Consider the following 20344-nt stretch of genomic DNA (forward strand, 5'->3'; position numbering starts at 1 on the left):
CAATCCGGGGCAAAAACGGGGAATCTTATGGAGAGCTCTCGTCTTTTTGGGGGGAGGCTGTGCATTGTTCAACCCCGGGAGGGCTATCGGTTTTCCCTGGAAGCCCTCCTTCTTTCCGGATTTGTGCATCTTCGAGGCCGGGAGCGGGTGCTGGACCTAGGGGCCGGCTGCGGGGTGATTGCTGCGGTACTGGCCTTGCGCTATCCGGGGACAAAGATAGTAGCCCTGGAAATCCAGGAGATCCTATGCCAGGCCCTGAGGCGTACGGTGCGGGAAAACGCCTTGGAGGGACGAGTCTTCCCGCTACGAGGAGATCTGCGGAGACTGCCTTTGAAAGGCGGAGTCTTTGAGGTGGTGGTGAGCAACCCTCCTTTTAAACCTCCTCAGAGTGGGCGTCTTCCTCCGGAAGAGTCCCATCTTCTGGCCCGCACCGAGGCCCGGGCCAGTCTGGGAGATTTTTTACGGGCCGCCCGCCAGGCCCTCAAGACCGGAGGCCGTCTATTTCTGGTCCATACGTCCTTGAGATTGGCGGAAGTCCTTTCGGAAATGCGACAGAAGGATCTTTCTCCGCGGAGAATACGTCCGGTGTATCCCGCCCCGGGAAAGGAGGCCCGCTTCTTTCTGGCCGAGGCCGTGGCCGGAGGACGCACCGAGGCCCGACTGGAGCCTCCCCTCTTTATCCACGAGGTCCCGGGAGGGGAATATTCCGAAGAGCTCAGGCACTTTTTCGCCCGGCCCGAAGAAGGGCTTGTCCCCAGGCCTTGAAGACCTCCCGCAGTTCAGGGTCCTCGATCACCTGGACCGAGGCCTCGATGCGGGCTTTTTCTTCCGGGGTTAGGGGACGCCGGGGATTTCGGGGGCGAGACTTGCCCGGGGGTCTAGTGATCTGGAAGCGGATTTCCCGAAAGAGGCGCTCTCCCGCCCGCTGGTTCAAGAGTTCGAGAAGACGCGGGACTTCAAAGCGCAGGGCACTGGCCCAAGTGGAGTCGGTGACCCCCAGGGTGAGCCTCCCCTGGGCAAAGGAAAGGGGCCAGGTGCGGGAGGCCACTTCCTCCCCTACGATCTCCTCCCAGTCCCATAGGATCTCCCAGGCCCGCAAACGCTCCCGCCAGCCCGGAAGTAAAAAGAGGCGATGGAGTATCCTCCCCAGGGTCTCCAATTAGAAGGCCTCCTGAACCTCTTTGAGCCGGGATTCGATAAAATTTTGGATCTCGGTCAGGCGCTCCGGGCTCTTGGCCTCAAAACGCAGGACCAGGACCGGCTGCGTATTGGAAGCCCGAACCAGACCCCAGCCGTCGGGAAAGACCACCCGGGCTCCGTCCACGTCGATAACCTGAAGACCCTCCTCCTTGAGCCGGCGGGTGAGGGCCTCCACTACCCGGAACTTGATTTCGTCCGGACACTCCACCCGGATCTCCGGGGTACTGTAAGTTTGAGGAAGGCGGGCCCGCCAGGCCGAAAGGGGTTCGGAACGCTCGGAAACGATCTCCGCCAGGCGCAAACTGGCGTAAACCCCGTCATCAAAGCCGAACCAGCGATCGGCAAAAAAGATGTGGCCACTCATCTCTCCGGCAAGAAGGGCCCCGGTCTCTTTCATTTTGCCCTTGATAAGAGAATGGCCGGTCTTCCACATCAGGGGCCGTCCCCCCAGGCGTTCGATCTCTTCGTACATCACCTGGGAACACTTGACCTCTCCGATAATGAGGCCTCCAGGATGTACGGAAAGCACCTTCTCCGCAAAAAGGATCATCAGTTGATCTCCCCAGAGGATCTCCCCCTTCTCGTCCACCACCCCCAGGCGGTCACCGTCTCCGTCGTAGCCCACTCCGAAGTCCGCTCCCGTTTCTACCACCTTTTCCCGCAGGGCCTTAAGGTTTTCGGGAACCACGGGGTCGGGATGGTGGTTGGGAAAGGTCCCATCCACTTCGCAGAAAAGACAGGTGACCTCACAGCCCAGGCGTTCGAAGACCTCCGGGGCCGTAAGGGCACAGACCCCGTTTCCCGGATCGAGCACCACCTTGAGCGGTCGAGAAAGGCGGATATTTTGCACCAGATAATCCTTGTATGGCCCGAGGGCCTCAAGCTCGGTGACCGAGCCCTGCCCGCTCTCGAAGTCCTCCTTCTCGATCAAGGTGTAGAGGGCTCGGATCTGGTCTCCGTAGATGGTCTCCTTTCCCACGCAGATCTTGAGCCCGTTCATATCCGGGGGGTTGTGGGAGCCGGTGACCTGGATACCTCCGTCATAGCCTTCGAAGTAATGCAGAGCGAAATACATGACCGGGGTAGGAGTTAGGCCGATGTTGGCCACCGAGACCCCGGCGGAGGTGATACCTTCTATGAGGGCTTCCTGGAGTTCCGGGCTGGAGAGGCGACCGTCCCGGCCACAGACCACCCTTCGCCCTCCGCGCCGTTTTATGACCGTGCCGTAGGCCCGACCTATGGCCCTCACCACCTCCGGGGTGAAATCTTCCCCTACCTTTCCCCGGATGTCGTATTCCCTAAAGATGTAAGGATTTATTTTCATGAGCTTACCTCCTTTTGAGATCCTTTATGCGCAGTTCCAGATAGCGCCGGCCCTGAAATTCGGAAAAGACCGGGCTTGCGGCCACCCAGACCCCACCCTCTTCCACTAAAGATAAGGCCTTCTCCCCCAGATTGAACCCTACGGCGGAAAGCCCGGCCCCTTCCTGCCAGAGGGTAAAACGCAGATGTTTTTCTGCCAGGAGTCGGGCTCCCCGGACTTCAAAATTGGAAAGGGCCAGCACCGGCTCCGGATTTCCTGGGCCAAAAGGTCCCAGGCGCTCAAAGGCTTCCAGAAAATCCGGCTCCAGAAGTTCCCCCACCCGGGCCGTGGCCTCAAGCTCTAACCAGGGAGAAAGATCCGAAAGCCGAAGGCCCTTTTCGGCCAGGATTTCCCTTACCGCAGCTCCCAAGGCCTGGGCAAAGTCCTTTTTCTTCTCCGGAGAGAGTTTTACCCCTCCGGCTGCCGGATGCCCTCCGAAGGAAAGGAGATGTTTTCCCGCCCGACAGAAGGCTTCATAGAGATCCACTTCCGGAATGCTTCTTCCCGAGCCCTTGAGGATCTCTCCCTTGCGGGTAAGGAGGACCACCGGGCGGTAAAGTTCCTCGGCAAGTTTTCCGGCCACCAGCCCCAGGACTCCCAGGGGCCAGTCTCCAGAAAGGACCACCGCCGGGGGGATCTCCGGGAGAGCGAGCAGTCTCTCCCGGGCCTCGCGGAGCACCTCTTCTTCCACCCGCTGGCGTTCTCCGTTTAAGCGATTAAGTTCCCGGGCCAGTTCTCGGGCCCGGGTCGGATCTTCCGTCACCAGGAGTTCGAAGGCCGGGGTGGCCTCTCCCAGGCGTCCGGCGGCGTTGAGACGCGGAGCCAGACGAAAAGAGACCTCCTCCGGCCCCACGGCCCCGTTTAATCCGGCCACCTCTTTTAGGGCCTTCAGTCCGGGTCGTTCCGTCTGTGAAAGTTCCTGCAGCCCGAAAAAGACGATCAGGCGATTTTCCCCGTAAAGAGGGACCAGGTCGGCCACCGTAGCCAGGGCCGCAAGATCGAGGTAGCGCCGAAGGTTGGGGATAGGTCTTTGGTTAAAAAAGCCCCTTTCATAAAGGTACTTGCGCAGGGCCCGCACCAGGGCCAGGGCCATACCCGCTCCAGAGAGATCATAAAAGGGGGAGCCCCTGGGAGTGCGCTTTCCGGTGACCACGGCTTCGGCCGGAGGGAGCCGGGAGGGAAGTTCGTGATGATCGGTCACGATTACCGAAAGGCCCAGGCGTCGAGCCTCGGCTACGGCTTCCGCCGCGGCAATCCCGCAGTCCACGGTGACCACCAGCCTTACGCCCTGTTCCCGAAAAAAAGGCAGGAGGTGGGCGTGAAACCCGTAGCCGTCGCGTTCCCGATGAGGAAAGAGGACGGTGGTTCGGGCCCCAATTTCTCGCAAAAAGGTATGGAGAAGGGCTGTTCCGCAGAGACCGTCGGCATCATAGTCCCCGTAAAGGCCTATGGGACGGCCGGCTTCGATCTCTTGGCTCAAGAGCTTTACGGCTTCGACCATGTCCGGGATTTCGAAGGGGTCGGCAAAGTCCGTAAGACGAGGATGGAGAAAGGCCCAGGCCTCGGAAGGGTCGGTCAGTCCGCGATTGGCCAGAAGGACCGCCAGGAGACGGGGGAACCCTCCCTCCCGCCGCAGAACTTCTACCGCCTCCGGCGGGGGAAGGCGAAAGATCCAGCGCCAGACCTTCAACATCCCTTCTCAAGCCTGGCAGATCCGTGGTAGCCTGTCAAGAGATGGGGCTCCCGCAGGAAAGTAGGCGCATAAGGGTCCGAGTGCGTCCGGAACGCTTGGCCTTTTTGAAGTACGTGCTCGAGGGCTGTGGTCATCTGGCCCTTCCGGTCACTCTTTCGGGAAAGGAGGGCTTGGTGGAACTCTTGGTCTCTCCAGGAGAGGAGGGACGCTGGAAGGCCCTCTGGGAGGACCTTGCTCCTTGGGTCAACGGCCAGCCCGCCGAAACTCAAACTCTACCAGACTGACCTCTTTTACCTGGGGGCCATAAAAGAATTCTATCTTTTGCACCAGGGCCTCTTTGAAAAGTTTTACCCCGTCCCGGCGCTTAAGCTCCTCATAAGGAAAGGACTGCAGGGTATCCAAGATCAAAGTGGCCAATTTTCCCCGATGGGCCTCTAAGTAATGAGCGGAATCCATATCTGGGGCCTCCACCACCACGCTTACCCTTACATATCTTCCCGGAGGGGCCCCTCGGGGGGAGGCCACAATGTCTTCGATGAGGATCTGGGTAGGGGTGAGCCGTTTACGGAGGTCCTCCAAGGCCTTGCGGGAGGATCTTTCTTTAAGCACGTCAAAGGGCAGGGCCCGGATCATGGAGGGGCTCTCTCCAGAAGGCTGGCGAAGGTTTACCAAGAAGTTCTTAACCGCGGTCCATTTGAGGATCAAAAGCAGGACCGCGGAGACCAAAAAGAGGAGAAGGAAGGTCTTAAGGTAACGGTTCATGGGTGCGGAAGGCCTTGAGGGCCAGTTGTCTTAAGAGGAAATCCGTGAGCACCAAGCGGACCATGGCCTCGCAGACCGGAACAATGCGGGGGATGGCCGAGACATCGTGTCGGCCACCGATGCGGATGGTAACCGGCTCTCCGCGCTCATTGATGGTCTTTTGCTCTTTGGCGATGCTGGGGATGGGTTTTACCGCCACCCGGCAAATGATCTCTTGGCCGGAGGAGATTCCCGCCAGCACTCCTCCCGCGTTATTGGAAAGGAACCCCTCGGGGGTGAGAGGATCGTTATTTTCAGAGCCCCTCTTTTCCGCCGCCGCAAAGCCGGCCCCGATCTCCACCCCTTTTACCGCCCCGATACCCATGAGGGCCTTGGCCAGCTCGGCATCCAGTTTGTCGAAGACCGGCTCTCCCAGTCCGGGAGGGACCCCGGTGGCCCGTATCTCCACCACCCCTCCTAGGCTATCCCCCTCCCGGCGGGCCTCCTCGATCCGCGCACACATCCTCTCGTAGGCCTCGGGGTCGGGACAAAAAAGGTGGTTGCGTTCGGCCTCCGCCGGGTCCCACTTTTCTGCCCGGATGCCCCCCAGGGCCACCGTGTAGGCCCGAACCTCTATCCCATAAGTGGCCAGGACCTTTCGGGCTACCGCTCCGGCAGCCACCCGGGCCACGGTCTCCCGCCCGCTGGCTCGACCTCCTCCCCGCCAGTCCCTCCGGCCATATTTCCAATAGTAGCTCCAGTCCCCATGGCCGGGACGGAAAACATCTTTTAGGGGCTCGTAGGCCGAAGGTCGGGGATCCTTGTTCCAAATGACCAGCGCGATAGGGGTCCCTAGGGTGAGCCCTTCGAAGACCCCCGAAAGGATCTCCACCCGATCTGGTTCCTTGCGGGGACTCTCTCCCCGGTGTTTTCCGGGGCGGCGTCTTTCGAGGTCTTGCTGGATGTCTTCTTCGGAAAGGGGAATGCCCGGAGGACAGCCGTCAATCACCGCTCCCAGGGCCCGCCCGTGGGACTCTCCGAAGGTGGTTACCCGGAAGAGCCTTCCCCAGGTGTTACCGCTCATCTTTGAAGCCCCGGAAAAGGAGGGCCCTTTCGGCCTGGGTCAGACCCTCGGGGGCGGGCTCTAGCTCGGCCTTAAAGGCGATGGCGTTTCGTCCGGCCTCTTTAGCCGAATAAAGCAAGCGGTCCACTTCACGCAAAAACTCCCGGGCTCCCAAACGATAGTAGGGACGATAAGTGGCCCCTCCGATACTTACCGTGATTTTGACCCGCCCCTGGGGGCCCTCAAAGGGATAGGATTCAATAGCCCGCTTGAGGCGCCGAGCGGCTCCGAAACCTCCGTGAGGTCCGGTGCCGGGGAGGATAACTGTGAACTCTTCCCCTCCGTAACGGGCAGGAAAATCTATCTTGCGCAGGGTCTTAAGAAGGATCTGGCCGATGGTGCGCAGGACCTGATCGCCGAAGTCGTGTCCGTAGGTGTCGTTGATCTTTTTAAAGTGATCGATATCCAGCATTAAGAGAGTAAAGGAAATTTCTTCCCTCCGGGCCCTTTCAATGGCCTTCTCTAGGGCCTCTTCAAAACTTCGCCGATTGTAAAGTCCGGTCAAAAAATCCTTGGAATATTCCTGGTAAAGGACTTCGTAGGCTTGCCTAATGAGATCCAGTTTCTCTCGAAAAGAAGGGTTTTCTACCTTTTGATAGAGTTCTCTAAGGGCAAAAAGGGCCTTTTCAGGAAGATCGCTGGCTAGATTCACGGCTTCGCATCCCTAATCTCCAAAAATATAAAGCTTCTTCCGGACCCATGAGCCGGGCCAGAAGAAGGAAAAAGGCTCCACACAGTGGGATCAGGATCCAGATCGGCCATCGCTCCCGTAATATAAAAGCAAGTCCACCCATCAAAAGGGTTTTTGTCAAAATTTTGAACAATCCTAGCAAAAATTTTCGAGGAATCAAGCCCGGAATTTGGGCCCGGAGAAAAATCAGGAGAAAAATGCTCTGGGCGGCCAGAGAAACCGCGGTCCCCAGGGCGATGGCCTTAAAGTTGAGAAGGGGGAGGGTGAGGAGGATCACCAGGAGGTTTACCCCTACGGCGAGCACGCTCGAGAGCGCCGGGATTAAGGTGTTGCCCAGGGCATAGTAGACCGGGACCATGACCTTGGTGGCCCCGTAAAAGGGAAGCCCTAGGGCGAAAAAGGAAAGGGCCTGCGCGGTGTGCAGGGTATCCGAGGGAAGAAAGCGTCCGTGTTCAAAGATCAGCCGTACAATGGGCTCGGAGAGGATGACCAGTCCCGCGGCCGAGGGCAGGGAAAGGCTGAGGCCTACCAAAAGGGAGGAAGAGAAGCTTTCCCTCAAGGCCCTCTGATCACCCCGGGCCACCTCTCTGCTGGCGGTGGGAAGGAGGGCCAAGGAAAGGCCCACTCCGAAAAGCCCCAGAGGCACATACATCAGTCGGAAGGCGTAGGCCAGCCAGGAGACCGCCCCTTCCCCACAGGAGGTGGCAAAATAGGTGTTCAGAAATACATTGATCTGGACCGCCGAGAGCCCCAAGACCGAAGGCCCCACCAGGCGTAGGGTCTCTTTCACCGCCGGAGAAGAAAAGGCCGGCCGCAGACGAAAGGAAAAGCCCTTGCGGGCCAGAAAGAAGCCGTTAAAGCCCATCTGCAGGGCCCCGCCGAGAAGGACCCCGGTGGCGAATCCGGCCACCGGAGGAAGCCCTAAAGAGGGGAAGAAAAAGTAAAGGACCAGACCTCCGACGATGGCCGAGAGATTGAAAAGGGCGGAGGAGGCCGCCGGCCAGAAGAAGACCCCAAAGGTGTTGAGCATACCCGCCAGAATGGCCGAAAGACTGATGAAAAAGAGGAAAGGCCACATGATGCGGGTAAGAAGAACGGAAAGGGAGAATTTCTCCGGGAGGTTTTTAAAGTCCGGAGCGATGAGGCCCACGAGATGGGGGGCCAGGATCTCCCCCAAGAGGACCACCATCAGGACCAGGATCCCGAAGACCGTAAGGGCCTCCCGGGCGGCCTCGAAGGCCGCGTCTTCTCCCTCCCTTTCCCGGGTGGCGCTGAAGACCCGGGTGAAGGCCATTCCCAGGGCCCCTTCGGCAAAGAGATCCCGCAGGAGGTTGGGGATACGGTAGCCCACTACAAAGGCGTCCATCTCCCGACCGGCCCCCAGAAAGGCCGCCAGCACCTGTTCCCGCACCAGCCCCAGAAGACGGCTCAGGATAACCGCGGCCGTGACAGATCGGGCCCGACGGGCTATCTTTTGACCGGAATTTTCCGGACGGCGCCTTCGAGACCTCACGCTTGTAGGCTATAATAAAAACACCTTTTTGGGGAGGAAAGAGATGCCCATCGCCACTATTGAGGAGGCCCTAGAGGATATCCGGGCCGGGCGCATGGTCATTGTAGTGGATGACGAGGACCGGGAAAACGAGGGTGACCTGGTCATGGCTGCCGAAAAGGTCACCCCGGAGGCCATTAACTTTATGGCCAAGTACGGCCGCGGGCTCATTTGCCTTACGCTTACCCCGGAGGATGTGGAGCGCCTTCAGCTTCCCCTTCAGCCCCGGCGGCACGGGACCCGCTTTGACACGGCCTTCACCGTATCCATCGAGGCCCGCTACGGGGTGACCACCGGGATCTCGGCCCACGATCGGGCCCACACCATTCGGGTGGCCATCGATCCCCAAAGCGGCCCGGAGGACATTGTGACCCCGGGCCATGTCTTTCCCATCCGGGCCCGGGAGGGCGGGGTCCTGGTGCGGGCCGGGCACACGGAGGCCTCCGTGGATCTGGCCCGCCTGGCCGGTCTGCGTCCGGCAGGGGTGATCTGTGAGATTATGAAAGACGACGGGACCATGGCCCGTCTCCCGGATCTGGAAAAATTCGCCGAAAGGCACGGCCTCAAGATCATCACCATCCGAGACCTCATTGCCTACCGTCTGCGCAACGAATGCCTGGTCCGGCGCGAGGTAGAGACCCGCCTGCCCACCCCCTGGGGGGAATTTCGCCTCTATGCCTATACCAACCTGGTGGATCCCTTCACCCATGTAGCGCTGGTGATGGGGGAGGTCAACGAGGACCCCATCCTGGTGCGGGTCCACTCGGAGTGTCTCACCGGGGATGTTTTCGGGTCCCTGCGCTGTGACTGCGGGCCGCAGCTCATGCGGGCCCTGGAGATGATTGCCGAAGAGGGCCGGGGGGTTCTCCTCTATCTGCGTCAGGAGGGTCGGGGGATCGGACTGCTCAACAAATTGCGGGCCTATCGGCTCCAGGACGAGGGTAAGGATACGGTGGAGGCCAACCAGGCCTTGGGCTTTAAGGCGGATCTCCGGGACTACGGTATCGGGGCCCAGATCCTGCGTGATCTGGGGGTCCGGCGTATGCGGCTCATGACCAATAACCCCAAAAAGATCGTAGGTCTTGAGGGTTACGGACTCAAGGTGGTGGAACGGGTGCCTATTGAGATCCGGCCCCATCAGGAAAATTACCGCTATCTCAAGTGCAAGAAAGAGAAGATGGGGCATCTTTTGAGTTTTTTTGACTACTAGGAGGCGGCCCATGAAAGAGATCCAAGGGCGTTATCGCGGCGAAGGGGTTAAGGTGGCCATCGTGGTGGGACGGTTCAATTCTTTTATCAGTAAGGAACTCCTCAAGGGGGCCTTTGATGCCCTCTTTCGTCATGGGGTGCGGGAGGAAGATGTGACCGTGGTCTGGGTCCCGGGGTCCTTTGAGATACCGCTTGCGGCCAAAAGACTGGCCTCAAGTGGTCAATACCAGGCGGTGATCTGTCTGGGGGCGATCATTCGGGGGGCTACGCCCCATTTTGAGTATGTGGCCTCCGAATGCGCCAAGGGTGTGGCCCAGGTGGCCCTGGAGACCGGGGTCCCGGTGATCTTCGGCGTTCTCACTACCGATACCATCGAGCAGGCCGTGGAAAGGGCCGGCACCAAGGCGGGTAACAAAGGCTTTGAGGCCGCCATGGCCGCTCTGGAAATGGCCGATCTCCTGGCCCAGCTTTGAGTCCGGCCCTTGTTGCCCCTTCTTTCTTTCGGGAGATAAGCGGAGAAGCGGCCTACGCCCGGCTTCTGGCCCGGGCTCTGGCCGAAATATTCCCGGAGATCCGTATCTACACCCTGGTCCCGGAATCCCCGGACGAAGGCTATGTCTTTGCCCGCGCCTTCTCTCGCAAGCGCCTTTTAATGAAAGGGCCGGCCTTTTTTAACCGTCTTACCCTTTGGCCCCAGGCCCTTTTTCTTCTTCTGCGTAGAGAACCTTATCTCTTTGTGCTCCATGGGGTGGAGGCCTGGCGGAGGTATCCGGCCCTGGCCCGCTGGGTCTTTCGAAAGGCCCAGGGGTTCTTTTCCGTGAGCCACTATACGGCCCGGCGCTTTCTTGCCGAAAACCGCCTCCAAAACAGGTGGTTTCACCTGCCTCCGGCCTTGGATCCCGCCTTTGAAGACCAGAGCGAGACCCTGCAGCTTTCGGCCCCCGGACCCTATCTCCTTACCGTGGCCCGTCTTTCGCGCTCGGCCTCTTACAAGGGAGTGGACCTGGTCCTTGAGGCCTTGGCCCGCCTTAAGGAAGAGTTTCCCACTCTCCAGTATCTGGTGGTGGGGGGAGGGGATCTTCTTCCGGAATATCTCGCCCGGAGCGCAAAGCTGGGCCTTTCCTCCGGGGTGCACTTTTTCGGGGAAAGGCGTAAGACGGCTCCCTTTTATCGGGTCTCTGATATCTTTGTGCTTCCCAGTGGGGGAGAAGGCTTCGGCATCGCCTTTCTAGAGGCCATGGCCTTTAAGAAACCGGTGATCGGGGCCGAGGCCGGAGGAATTCCGGAGGTGGTCCAACACCAGGTGAACGGGCTTCTCGTGCCTTACGGCAACCCTGAAGCCTTGACGCAGGCCCTGCGAAGATTATTAACGGATAAGGATCTGGCCCGAAGACTGGGGGAGAAGGGCCGGGAGATTTTGGAGCAGGAATACCTTTTTCCCCGTTTTCGGGAAAGACTCGAGGGATATCTTCGGGAGCTTTCATGGGTGTGAGACACAAGGGAAGGCAGATCGCGCTTCAGGTCCTTTATCAGTGGGATGTGGCCGGGGTACCCCTGGCCGAGGCCTTGGCCACCTATCGGGAGCACCTCAACCCCTCCCCCGAGGCCTTCGAGTTCGCCCGGGAATTAGTGGAGGGGGTGAAAGAAAAAAAGGACGAACTCGACGCCCTCATTTCCCGCTATTCCCGGAACTGGCGCCTCGAGCGCATGCTGGCCACAGATCGTAATATCCTGCGTCTGGCCACCTACGAACTCCTCTTCCGGCCGGACATCCCTCCCAAGGTCAGCCTGAATGAAGCCGTGGAGCTGGCCAAGGAGTTCGGAAGCGAGGACTCTCCGGCCTTTGTGAACGGGATCCTGGACGCCATTTACCGTCACGAGGTCCGGCCCCGAGAGACTTAGAGCCCCTTGCTCCCCCTGGGGGCAGGGATTATATGTTTGGGCCGGGATGGCGACCCTGGTCCGAGCCCGAGAGCTTACCATGTGCTATGGAACGCTCCGGGCGGTGGAAGGGGTCTCTCTGGAGGTGGCCCTGGGGGAGATCCTGGGCCTTCTCGGGCCTAACGGAGCGGGAAAGACCACCATTCTGCGCATCCTTTCCACCCAGATCGTCCCCACCCGGGGAGAGGTCTATCTGAACGGGGAGGACGCCAAGGCCCATCCCGAAAAGGTGCGAGCCTTTTTCGGTTATCTTCCGGAAACCCCACCGCTTTATTTGGACATGGAAGTCCGGGAATATCTCCATTTTGTGGGAGAGGCCCGGGGCCTTTCCGGAAGGCGCCTTCAGGAAAGGACCTCCTGGGTGGTGGAGGCCTGCGGACTTTCCGGGGTGTGGCGCCAGCCCCTGGGGGAGCTTTCCAAGGGATATCGTCAGAGGGTAGGGCTGGCCCAGGCCCTGATCCACGATCCCCCCATTCTCATCCTGGACGAGCCCACCACCGGACTTGATCCTTTACAAATCAAGGAAATGCGGAGTCTGATCCGGGAACTTTCTAGGGAAAAGGCGGTGATCTTTTCCTCGCACATCCTGCAGGAGGTGGAGGCCCTGGCCGATCGGGTCCTTATCCTCAATCAGGGAAAGGAAGTGGCCTCCGGAACCCGGGAAGAGATCTATCGGCGGGTCTTTCCCCGGCCGGTCTTCCGGGTGGAGGTGGAGGGAGCGGCCCCGGACTGGGGAAGCATTCCCGGGGTGCTGGAGTCTGAGAGGGTGGGGGAGGAGAGCTATCGAGTGGTCTTTCAGGGAGAGGATCTTTTTCGGACCCTCTGTGAGAAGGGGGTTGCGGTGCGGGCCCTTTATCCGGAAAGGCTATCTCTCGAGGAACTTTTCCTGCGTCTGGTGGGAGGTGGAGCTTGAGGCCGCTCTGGGTGGTCTTTAAGAAGGAGTTTTGGGGATATTTTCGCTCCCCTCTGGCCTACATCTTCGCCGTGGCCTTCCTCCTGGTGGCCAACGGCCTCTATCTTAACACCTTCTTTCTGGCTCGGGTCTGCGATCTGCGGGCCCTCTTTGAGCTCTTGCCCCTTCTCCTTCTGGTCTTTGTGTCCGCCCTTACCATGCGTCTCTGGGCCGAGGAACGCCGGGGGGAAACCCTGGGTCTCCTCCTGAGTTTTCCCTTCTCTCCGGCCTATACCGTGCTGGGAAAGTTTCTAGGGGCCTTGGTCTTCGGGACGGTGGTTCTGGCCGGCACTCTGGTCCTGCCCCTGATGCTTTCCCTTCTGGGGGATCCGGACGGAGGGGCCCTGGTTGCAGGTTATCTGGGGATCCTTCTCCTTCTGGCCTTCTATGTGGCCCTGGGGCAGTTCGTCTCCGGACTCTTCACCGAACAGATCGCCGCCTTTGTGGTCACAGCGGTGGCTGGCCTTGGGGCCTATCTCCTGGGAACGGATCTGGTGTCTTCCTCGCTGGAGTCCTGGCTTCCCGGGGTGGGGGGTTTTCTGCGGGAGGCCCTGGGATTGGGTCCCCATCTGGCCCCCTTTTTCAAAGGGGTGGTCCCCCTTTCCGGAGTCCTCTTTTTCCTGGTCTATGTGGGGATTTTTCTCCTCCTCAACCATTTCACCGTGGCCTATTACCTGCGTTATGCCCGGCGCCCCCTTCTTGCGCCCACGGTCCTTCTTCTCCTTCTGTGCGGTCTTTTTGCCGGAGCCCTTCTTTCAGAGGTGCGCCTTCCCCGGCTGGATCTCACCGAAGAAAAGCTCTACACCCTTTCTCCGGTAACCCGTAAAGTGCTGGCCCGGCTTGAGGGCCCCTTACGGATTACCTATTACGTCTCGGCCCGGGAAAAACTTCCTCCGATGATGCGCAATCTCTCTCAGGAGGTACGGGCCCTGCTTGAGGAATTGCAGGCGGTAAACCCCCGGGTGAGGTACGCCGTGGTGGACCCGGAGCGCGATCCGGATCTGGCCCGCAAACTCCGGGATCGAGGCATCGAACCCTTTGCGGTGCAGACCGTAGAGCGGGATCGGGTGAGTCTCCGTCGGGTCTATAGCGCCCTGGCTCTTTCCTATCTCGACCAGCCCGAAGAGGTCATCCCCCAGGTGGTTCCGGACTCCCTTTCCACCCTGGAGTACGATCTGGTCTCCCGCATTTACAAGCTCACGCTCAAGGAAAAACCGGTGGTCGCCATTTTCGAACCTCCCGGGGCCTTCGGAAGGCCTACCTATGAGACGGCCCGGAGGATCCTTGAAGAGCTGGGCTTTGAGGTCAAGGGCACTCCCCTCACCCGGGAAAATCCCCTTCCGAAAAAGGCCCGTCTTCTGGTGATCTTCTCTCCGGGAAAGCTTAATGACCGGCAGCTCTTTGAGATCGGCCGCTTTCTGCATCGGGGAGGGGCGGTGCTTCTTGCGGCCTCGGCGGCCCGTTTTTCCTATCACTCGGCCCCGGACGGCCGCATCTTGGCCACCCCCCTTGCGGAAGACCTTTCCGTAAACAAGCTCCTTGAGGAGTATGGTTTGGTCCTCAAGAAGGCCATCCTCTGCGACGAGCAGCGGGTGACCATGGCCGTCTCCCAGGAACGGGAACTGGGAATCTTTCGGGCCCTGGTGCACGTTCCGGTGAACTTTCCCATGCAGGTCCAGGTCCTCTCTTCCCAGATGAATCGTCGGCTCCCGGTGACCCACGGTCTGGATGCTCTGCTTTTCCTCTGGGGGAGCCCCTTGAAGGTGGAAAGGGCGCGTCTGAAAGAGGAAGGACTCCGACTCCTCCCCCTCTTTTATTCTTCTCCTAAGGCCTGGACGGAGAAGGTGGAGCTCGGGGCCTTCTCCGAGGAGGACTTTCGCCCTCCGGCCAAGCGTCAGAGGTATCTCCTGGCCGCCCTGGTCGAAGGGAAGTTTCCGCTACCTTTTGGGGGAAAGGCCCCGCCCTGGCCGGGCAAAAAGTCTTCTAAAGGGAAGGGGGATCCTTCCCGGCAAAAGTCCGGGGAAGTCGCCAAACCGGGAAAGCTGGTAGTGGTGGGCTCCGGGGCCATGTTTGCCGACGGCCTTATTGAGATCTTCGACAACGCCCTCTTCCTGGCCAATCTTTCGGAGGCCCTGGGGCTTTCCGGAGATCTTTTGGCCCTCAGAGCCCGCCTGCGGCCGGTGCGCTATATTCGGGAGGTGGCGACCGGGGAGAAGCTCTTCTGGCGTCTTTTCTCTTTAGGAGTTCCGTCCCTTTTCTGGGCCCTTTGGGGAGGGGTCTTTTTCTGGTACCGGCGTCGGAGTCGGGAAAGATCTATGGGAGGCCGGACATGAGTCCGCGAAATCTATTTTTCCTCTCCGGCCTCCTTCTCCTCCTGGTCCTCATGTACGTGATCGCTCAGCGGGCCGAGCGCCCGGAGGCCCTCAAAGGGAGGGTTTTTGTGCGGGTGGGGCAGCCGGACTGGTCCCGGGCCGACGAGGTACGGGTCTGGTTCGGGAAGGAGAGGAGGCAAGGCTTTCGGCTGATCTTTGGAGACGGACGCTGGGAGGTTCTCCCTCTTGAAGGAAAGGGGTTTCCGCGGCCGGCCAAGGAGGGACTGGTCCGGGACCTCCTTAAGGATCTCGCCGAACTTTCCGGGGAAAGACGCATGGAGGGGAGGGATTATTTTGCGCGGGTGGCTCTTACCCCGGAAACAGCCCTCCATCTCGAAGGCCTACGGGAAGGACGAAAACTTTTTTCCCTTCTGCTCGGCAAACGCGGACCTTACTGGGAAAGCACCTTTTTCCGTCTGGAGGGCTCCGAGGTCATCTATCTCTCCCCGGAAAACCTTCTGGCTCGCTTTGAGATTTGGAAGGAGGCCCCGCAGCCCCCTAAGCTTGACCCTTGGGTGGACCTTACCGTGCTTTCCCCGGCGCCTTCAGGGCTGGAGTCCCTGGTCCTTTACCGGGAAGGGAAGGAGGTCTTTCGTCTCCAGCGCGAAGAAGAAGGGTTTGTCTGGCAAAGAGGAAAAGAGACCCGCAAACTCGCCGCCAAGGAGGTGGAAAAACGGCTGCGCGAGGTCTTTCCTCTTTTCGCGGAGGAGGTGGTGCCCCCAAAGAAGATCCCTCCACGCTTTCGCCTGGTGGTAAAAACCTCTCTGCGGGAAGAGGAATTGCAGGTGGCCCCTTCCGGAAAAGTGGTTTTTGTGCGCCGGGGGCCTTATCTTTTCCGGGTAAAGGCTGAGGACTGGAAAAAAATCGAAACGCTCTTTTAGCGTACGCAGACGGCCCGGACCTGCTTGAGGTCCGTCTCTCCGGTAAGGACCTTAAGGATCCCGTCCTGTTTCAGGGTGAACATTCCGTTGCGCAGGGCCGCCTCCCGAATTTCGTGCACCGGGGCGGCCTTGACGATAAGTTCCCGCAGTTCGTCATTGGGGGTGAGGAGTTCGTGTATGGCCACCCGTCCTCGGTAACCGGTCTGGTTGCAACGGTGGCAACCTACCGGCCGATAGAGAGTGGCCTGACGGATGTCCTCTTCGGTTAAAGGCCGGAGGGGATGGTTCCCGTATTCGAAAATGAGCTCTTCAATCTCCTTTTCGGTAGGGGTAAAGGGCTCTTTGCAGTCCGGACAAAGACGCTTGGCCAGGCGTTGGGCCAGGATGCCCAGTAAGGCGTCAGCAAAGTTGTAAGGGTCAATACCCATACCCAGGAGTCGGGTTACGGTCTCCGGGGCGCTATTGGTGTGTAGGGTGGAAAAGACCAGGTGTCCGGTAAGGGAGGCTTCGATAAGGGCGTGGGCCGTCTCTTCGTCTCGGGTCTCTCCGATCATGATCACGTCCGGGTCGGCCCGCAGAAAGGCCCGTAAGACCCGGGCGAAGGTCAGGCCGATCTTGTGGTGGACCTGAACCTGACGCAGGCCCTCCTGGACAATTTCCACCGGGTCTTCTGCGGTCCAGATCTTCTTGCTGGGCCGATTGATGTAATGCAGGGCCGCGTGCAGAGTAGTGGTTTTACCGGAGCCGGTAGGCCCTACGACCAGGATGAGCCCGTAGGGCATCTCCAGGATACGCCGAAACTGCTCCAGGACTTCAGGGCGCAGGCCGATCTCTTCCAGGGTTCGGGCCTGGACCCCGCCCAGGATACGCATGACTACATCCTCATTGTTTTCGATGGTGGGAATGGTGGCCACCCGGACCTCAAAGACCTTGCCGGTGCGGGTGCGAAACTTGATCTTTCCGTCTTGGGGGAGGCGCTTTTCCGCAATATCCAGACCGGCCATGATCTTGTAACGGGAGATCAAGGGGCGCTTCATGTGGTAGGGTACAGTCTGAAAGGGGATGCATTCCCCGTCGATACGGAAGCGGATCTGGGCCCCACGTTTTCCGGTGAGGCTCTCAATATGGATATCCGAGGCCCCCCGGTTGTAGGCCTCCTCCAGCACATAGTTGGCAAACTGGACCACAACGCTTTCCTGGTCTTCGGGAAGCTCTTCCTCCTCTTCCACCGGTTCTTCTTCAGGAAGAATTTCTAGCTCCGGGGCCTCGAAGTATTCGAGCTTTCCGTAGTAGTAATCTAACAGCTTCAGGATATCTTCCCGGATAGCCACCATAATCTCAAATTCTTTGACCTGGAGGATCTTTTTAGCCTGCTCTATGGCCCCTAGATCGAAGGGATTGGCCATTACCAGGGCCAGACGCCCGTCATCTTTGGCCAGGGGAGCCACGAGAAGTTGTCGCAGAAAACTTTCTTTTACACCCTCCAGACACTGGGGCTTTCCCAAAAGAAGGTCTTCTTTAAACTCCCAGAACGGACAATTGTAGAAGCGCGAAAGGGCCTGACCGATGAGATCCTTGGAAATCCCGAATTTTTCGATAAGGACGCTTTCTACACTGCTTCCGGTCTCCCGGGCAATCTCCAGGGCTTCTTTACCGATGGAGGGGGTAAGGATCTTTTCCTTAAAAAGGAATTTGAGTTGGGCCGCTCCCTGGACCAGTTCCTGAAGGAAGGCGATCTTTTCTTCTGCCTGAACCTTTTCTTCTCCCAGGAGTTCTTCCTTCAATTTTTGATAGACCAGCAAGGCCTGCTCGAATTCATAGGCCTTTTCCAGCTCTTCAGCCAGTTTTTTCTGAAGTTCCACGAATTCCAGGCGATTTTCAGGGCTCAAGGGGAAGTGCCGTAGAGCCTGTTTTAGACAATTGGCCGCCTTTTCGTGTTGTCCCAAGGCCGCAAGACACTCTGCCAGATGCCGATAGACTTCCGGGTTAGGATTTTCCTGAGCCAGGTCCTCAAGGAGCCTTATGGCCTGTTGATAAAAGGCTCCTTCTTTGAGGATGAGGGCCTTTTTGAGTCTCTCTTCAAAGGAGTCTTGCGGGGTTTCTTCTTCCGAGACCACCCCCTTAAAGGCCTCCAGTTCGAAGATCCTTTTCTGAATCTCCTGTTTAAGGCCGTTTTCTTCCTCGGAGACCAGGTTACGCAGATCCCGATAGACTTCTAGGGCCTCGTCCACCAGACCCTGCTTGGCGTAAAGTTCCGCCTCTTTGAGACGGTTCTCAATGTAACTACGCAGATCCTCGTTCATTTATAGGCGCGTTACCGAAAAGATATAAATCTCCGTCCCATTCATTAAGGCCCTTCCCAAAAAGGGCGGATTGGCCGGCAACCATTCTATGTTGGGATCTACTTGAATAATTTTATAATCGTTTGCCAGAAGAGCCAAGCCCTGGCCCTCCTTCCAGAGAAGGACCAGCTTGGTCTCGGTGGTGAGGAGTTTGTTGGTCTTGAAGGTAAGCCCCTCGAGTTCTTTTTCCGGCTTTTGGGCCAGTTCTCCTTGGAGCTTGGGACGGATCTTTCCGAACCAACGGCTGAAAAGCCCCCGCCCTTTAAGAAGTTTTAAAGGAAAAAGGCCTTCACTCAGGGATTTGCGCCAGTGATCCTGAATTTCCCCGTAAAAAGCCACCTCCTCAAGAGGAATGAGGAGTTCCCGAGAAAGGGTCCGGCACCAAAGGGCCCTTTCCAGGGCCGGGACCTTTTCTTTTTCCTGTTTCTCAAGAAAGGCCAAGATTTCCCTTTCCCGACGCTCTAGTTCTTCCTGATATTTCTCCCCTAGAATTTCCCGAATTTCTTTTTGGGCCTTGAGAAGGAGTTTGCGCGAGCCCTTAAGCGCTCCCTGTTTTAGGAGGGCCTCTATGGCTACCAGCCTTTCATAGGTGCGTAGAAGTTGCTGGAGAAGATGATCCTCCGGCATCTCTTTTCTTTTAGGGGGCGGAGCTGAAGGTCGAGGAGGTTCAGGGATGGGTTCGACCTCCGGACTAAGAGGGGGATGGTCTTCCACGTGAAGGACCTCTTGCGGAGTCTCCGAGATTTCTGGAAGCGGTTTTTCTTCGGTTTCCACTTCTAGTTCGAGTTTCAATTCTTCTTTTTCTTTTTCCAGGGTTTTTTCCAATTCTTTGAGCTCATGAAGGACTTTTTCTTGGGCCAGGCCTTCAAAGTTGTACTGATAAAGAAGGCTTCCGGTCTTCTTGAGGAGATCCAGATGAAGAGCCTCTATCTTTTCCGGAGAGCGGATTTCTTCCAGGATTTTTTCCAGAAATTCTAGGAGCTTTTGGTTGGTACGATCCAGTTCAGCCGCACGCAGTTTTTGACACTTTTGGTAGGCCTTTTCCGTAATCTCCGGAATGATTTCCCATTCGATGGTGAGGATTTCTCCTATCAGCTCTTCGAATTCTTTTTTGAGGGCCTCCTCTCCTTCTACTATGGGTTCCAAGAGGGAATAACCTTCAATTTCTTCCTCTTTTAGCTCGGTCTTTTTGGCGGCGCTAAAAATGCTCTCTAGGGCCTTTTCCACCTCTTGTTCCAGTTCTTCAGTTATTTTGTCTTTTTCGGCCATAGATTACCCCTGTTTGAGGTATTTTTCGGCGATGTACCTTACACTCATTTTACTGATGGTTTTTAGGGTCTCAAAAACCCCTACCCCTTTGGGAGCTATAGCCTCGAAGTAAGGGGCCTGAAGCTCGGCGTTAAGGTCTGCTTGAAGCTCGTCAATAGAAAGGATAGGGATACCCATCTCTCCCAGATCCCGTTTGTTATATTGAAAGACCAGCGGAATCTCGTGAATATCCATATTCCATTCCATAAGGTGTTCCTTGAGGTCTTGGAGGCTTTCTTTGTTTTTTTCCCGTCGGATACGGAGACTATCAGCCACAAAAACTACACCATCGGCTCCCTTGAGGACCACCTTGCGGGCCGGCTTATAGATGGCCTGGCCGGGCACGGTGTAAAGTTGGAGGCGAATATCTAGGTCTTTGATTTTCCCGAGGCTTAGAGGCAAAAGATCAAAGAAAAGCGTTCTTTCTCCCTTGGTCTCAATGGTCAGGAGCTTACCTTTGAACTTGTCGGGCAGGGCATTATAAATGTAGAGAAGGTTGGTGGTCTTCCCGGACCTTCCCGGACCATAGTAGACGATCTTACAGTAAATTTCTCGCTTTTTGAGGTCTATAAGGGCCATTTAGACCTTCTCCAGCTCCTTGGCCAACTGGCTTACCTTAAGCCTCACCAAGCCCAGGGGGACCTCGTCGGTAAAGACCGTCACCAGGATAAGGTCCTCCCGGATCTTACTTAGATGGATATTGTCTTTCTTCCCCTTGTGGTAAAGGATGGAGAAGTCCTCCTCTCCTAAGATTTTGGCAATCTGGTTGGTGGCCCCAAAGTTGGCCGCGGCCAGGGCCGCCAAGGCCGTGGTATCCACCTCTCGGCTACTTCCCTGAGAGACCAGAATGTTTCCTGCCTCATCGATGAGGAGGGCCAGACTTACCCCTGCGGAAATAAGATAATCTTCCAAAAGTTTTTCTAGGCGGGTTACCTTTTCGGGCGTTAAAATTAGAGCGCCCATCTTTAAGCCTCCT

General features: G+C 58.0%; 20 protein-coding genes. 9 read left to right on the forward strand and 11 right to left on the reverse strand.

Features of this window, described 5'->3' with window-relative positions; translation table 11 throughout:
- Positions 1-27 precede the first annotated feature (27 nt).
- Positions 28-765: a tRNA1(Val) (adenine(37)-N6)-methyltransferase gene (locus tag FVE67_RS07835; protein WP_168720051.1), complete on the forward strand. Its 738-nt coding sequence runs from the start codon at positions 28-30 to the stop codon at positions 763-765.
- On the opposite strand, the gene FVE67_RS07840 is transcribed toward FVE67_RS07835, so the two are convergent.
- From FVE67_RS07840 to recJ, 3 genes are read right to left on the reverse strand one after another with little or no spacing between them, the layout of a single operon-like run.
- Complete coding sequence (locus FVE67_RS07840; RefSeq protein ID WP_168720052.1) at positions 716-1159, reverse strand: DciA family protein; 444 nt, start codon at positions 1157-1159, stop codon at positions 716-718. The two genes, FVE67_RS07835 and FVE67_RS07840, sit on opposite strands and share 50 nt — an antisense overlap.
- The gene (locus tag FVE67_RS07845) at positions 1160-2524 is read right to left on the reverse strand and encodes a phosphomannomutase/phosphoglucomutase (protein ID WP_168720053.1); all 1365 of its coding nucleotides are present in this window, start codon (positions 2522-2524) and stop codon (positions 1160-1162) included.
- Between the two features lie 4 nt (positions 2525-2528).
- Positions 2529-4256 carry a single-stranded-DNA-specific exonuclease RecJ gene (gene recJ, locus FVE67_RS07850; protein ID WP_168720054.1) on the reverse strand — a complete coding sequence of 576 codons (1728 nt, stop codon included), beginning with the start codon at positions 4254-4256 and terminating at the stop codon, positions 2529-2531.
- 41 nt (positions 4257-4297) lie between these two features.
- Here recJ and FVE67_RS07855 point away from each other — a divergent pair, with 41 nt between their 5' ends.
- Complete coding sequence (locus tag FVE67_RS07855) at positions 4298-4540, forward strand: DUF4911 domain-containing protein (protein ID WP_168720055.1); 243 nt, start codon at positions 4298-4300, stop codon at positions 4538-4540.
- On the opposite strand, the gene FVE67_RS07860 is transcribed toward FVE67_RS07855, so the two are convergent.
- The 4 genes from FVE67_RS07860 to murJ are packed head-to-tail and all read right to left on the reverse strand — an operon-like array spanning position 4500 to position 8324.
- Complete coding sequence (locus tag FVE67_RS07860; protein WP_168720056.1) at positions 4500-5018, reverse strand: flagellar basal body-associated FliL family protein; 519 nt, start codon at positions 5016-5018, stop codon at positions 4500-4502. The two genes, FVE67_RS07855 and FVE67_RS07860, sit on opposite strands and share 41 nt — an antisense overlap.
- Positions 5002-6081, reverse strand: coding sequence for a chorismate synthase (gene aroC / locus FVE67_RS07865; RefSeq protein ID WP_168720057.1), 1080 nt, complete (start codon positions 6079-6081; stop codon positions 5002-5004). Before aroC ends, FVE67_RS07860 begins: the two co-directional genes overlap by 17 nt.
- Entirely contained in the window at positions 6071-6772 is a 702-nt protein-coding gene (locus FVE67_RS07870) for a GGDEF domain-containing protein (protein WP_168720058.1), read from the reverse strand. Before FVE67_RS07870 ends, aroC begins: the two co-directional genes overlap by 11 nt.
- Positions 6747-8324 carry a murein biosynthesis integral membrane protein MurJ gene (murJ, locus tag FVE67_RS07875; protein WP_168720059.1) on the reverse strand — a complete coding sequence of 526 codons (1578 nt, stop codon included), beginning with the start codon at positions 8322-8324 and terminating at the stop codon, positions 6747-6749. Before murJ ends, FVE67_RS07870 begins: the two co-directional genes overlap by 26 nt.
- Positions 8325-8367: 43 nt before the next feature.
- On the opposite strand from murJ, the gene FVE67_RS07880 reads away from it, so the two are divergent.
- From FVE67_RS07880 to FVE67_RS07910, 7 genes are read left to right on the forward strand one after another with little or no spacing between them, the layout of a single operon-like run.
- Positions 8368-9573 carry a bifunctional 3,4-dihydroxy-2-butanone-4-phosphate synthase/GTP cyclohydrolase II gene (locus tag FVE67_RS07880; protein WP_168720060.1) on the forward strand — a complete coding sequence of 402 codons (1206 nt, stop codon included), beginning with the start codon at positions 8368-8370 and terminating at the stop codon, positions 9571-9573.
- Between the two features lie 10 nt (positions 9574-9583).
- Positions 9584-10045: a 6,7-dimethyl-8-ribityllumazine synthase gene (gene ribH, locus FVE67_RS07885; protein WP_168720061.1), complete on the forward strand. Its 462-nt coding sequence runs from the start codon at positions 9584-9586 to the stop codon at positions 10043-10045.
- The gene (locus FVE67_RS07890; RefSeq protein WP_168720062.1) at positions 10042-11064 is read left to right on the forward strand and encodes a glycosyltransferase family 4 protein; all 1023 of its coding nucleotides are present in this window, start codon (positions 10042-10044) and stop codon (positions 11062-11064) included. The genes ribH and FVE67_RS07890 overlap by 4 nt, the downstream gene beginning before the upstream one ends.
- Positions 11055-11474, forward strand: coding sequence for a transcription antitermination factor NusB (gene nusB / locus FVE67_RS07895; RefSeq protein WP_168720063.1), 420 nt, complete (start codon positions 11055-11057; stop codon positions 11472-11474). The genes FVE67_RS07890 and nusB overlap by 10 nt, the downstream gene beginning before the upstream one ends.
- Positions 11475-11520: 46 nt before the next feature.
- Positions 11521-12426: an ABC transporter ATP-binding protein gene (locus tag FVE67_RS07900; protein ID WP_210534588.1), complete on the forward strand. Its 906-nt coding sequence runs from the start codon at positions 11521-11523 to the stop codon at positions 12424-12426.
- Positions 12423-14798 (forward strand): Gldg family protein, encoded by a 2376-nt coding sequence (locus tag FVE67_RS07905; RefSeq protein WP_168720064.1) that lies wholly within the window; start codon positions 12423-12425, stop codon positions 14796-14798. The genes FVE67_RS07900 and FVE67_RS07905 overlap by 4 nt, the downstream gene beginning before the upstream one ends.
- Positions 14795-15718 carry a DUF4340 domain-containing protein gene (locus FVE67_RS07910; protein ID WP_168720065.1) on the forward strand — a complete coding sequence of 308 codons (924 nt, stop codon included), beginning with the start codon at positions 14795-14797 and terminating at the stop codon, positions 15716-15718. Before FVE67_RS07905 ends, FVE67_RS07910 begins: the two co-directional genes overlap by 4 nt.
- Here FVE67_RS07910 and FVE67_RS07915 read toward each other — a convergent pair.
- Genes FVE67_RS07915 through FVE67_RS07930 form a run of 4 tightly spaced genes read right to left on the reverse strand, consistent with a single transcriptional unit; the run spans position 15715 to position 20331 of the window.
- Complete coding sequence (locus FVE67_RS07915; RefSeq protein WP_168720066.1) at positions 15715-18021, reverse strand: Wzy polymerase domain-containing protein; 2307 nt, start codon at positions 18019-18021, stop codon at positions 15715-15717. The two genes, FVE67_RS07910 and FVE67_RS07915, sit on opposite strands and share 4 nt — an antisense overlap.
- Positions 18022-19329, reverse strand: coding sequence for a hypothetical protein (locus FVE67_RS07920; RefSeq protein WP_168720067.1), 1308 nt, complete (start codon positions 19327-19329; stop codon positions 18022-18024).
- Between the two features lie 3 nt (positions 19330-19332).
- Positions 19333-19947, reverse strand: a complete 615-nt coding sequence (locus FVE67_RS07925) for a GTP-binding protein (RefSeq protein WP_168720068.1) — start codon at positions 19945-19947, stop codon at positions 19333-19335.
- Positions 19948-20331, reverse strand: coding sequence for a roadblock/LC7 domain-containing protein (locus FVE67_RS07930; protein ID WP_168720069.1), 384 nt, complete (start codon positions 20329-20331; stop codon positions 19948-19950).
- Positions 20332-20344: the final 13 nt, after the last annotated feature.

The organism is Thermosulfurimonas marina, assembly GCF_012317585.1.
Classification (GTDB): domain Bacteria; phylum Desulfobacterota; class Thermodesulfobacteria; order Thermodesulfobacteriales; family Thermodesulfobacteriaceae; genus Thermosulfurimonas_A; species Thermosulfurimonas_A marina.

What these genes read in the sequence shown, in the direction of transcription:
- FVE67_RS07835 (WP_168720051.1), top strand. Translation starts at nt 28, where the DNA reads ATGGAGAGCTCTCGTCTTTTTGGGGGGAGGCTGTGCATTGTTCAACCC.
- FVE67_RS07845 (WP_168720053.1), bottom strand. Translation starts at nt 2,524, where the DNA reads ATGAAAATAAATCCTTACATCTTTAGGGAATACGACATCCGGGGAAAG.
- recJ (WP_168720054.1), bottom strand. Translation starts at nt 4,256, where the DNA reads ATGTTGAAGGTCTGGCGCTGGATCTTTCGCCTTCCCCCGCCGGAGGCG.
- FVE67_RS07855 (WP_168720055.1), top strand. Translation starts at nt 4,298, where the DNA reads ATGGGGCTCCCGCAGGAAAGTAGGCGCATAAGGGTCCGAGTGCGTCCG.
- FVE67_RS07860 (WP_168720056.1), bottom strand. Translation starts at nt 5,018, where the DNA reads ATGAACCGTTACCTTAAGACCTTCCTTCTCCTCTTTTTGGTCTCCGCG.
- aroC (WP_168720057.1), bottom strand. Translation starts at nt 6,081, where the DNA reads ATGAGCGGTAACACCTGGGGAAGGCTCTTCCGGGTAACCACCTTCGGA.
- FVE67_RS07880 (WP_168720060.1), top strand. Translation starts at nt 8,368, where the DNA reads ATGCCCATCGCCACTATTGAGGAGGCCCTAGAGGATATCCGGGCCGGG.
- ribH (WP_168720061.1), top strand. Translation starts at nt 9,584, where the DNA reads ATGAAAGAGATCCAAGGGCGTTATCGCGGCGAAGGGGTTAAGGTGGCC.
- nusB (WP_168720063.1), top strand. Translation starts at nt 11,055, where the DNA reads ATGGGTGTGAGACACAAGGGAAGGCAGATCGCGCTTCAGGTCCTTTAT.
- FVE67_RS07900 (WP_210534588.1), top strand. Translation starts at nt 11,521, where the DNA reads ATGGCGACCCTGGTCCGAGCCCGAGAGCTTACCATGTGCTATGGAACG.
- FVE67_RS07910 (WP_168720065.1), top strand. Translation starts at nt 14,795, where the DNA reads ATGAGTCCGCGAAATCTATTTTTCCTCTCCGGCCTCCTTCTCCTCCTG.
- FVE67_RS07915 (WP_168720066.1), bottom strand. Translation starts at nt 18,021, where the DNA reads ATGAACGAGGATCTGCGTAGTTACATTGAGAACCGTCTCAAAGAGGCG.
- FVE67_RS07920 (WP_168720067.1), bottom strand. Translation starts at nt 19,329, where the DNA reads ATGGCCGAAAAAGACAAAATAACTGAAGAACTGGAACAAGAGGTGGAA.
- FVE67_RS07925 (WP_168720068.1), bottom strand. Translation starts at nt 19,947, where the DNA reads ATGGCCCTTATAGACCTCAAAAAGCGAGAAATTTACTGTAAGATCGTC.
- FVE67_RS07930 (WP_168720069.1), bottom strand. Translation starts at nt 20,331, where the DNA reads ATGGGCGCTCTAATTTTAACGCCCGAAAAGGTAACCCGCCTAGAAAAA.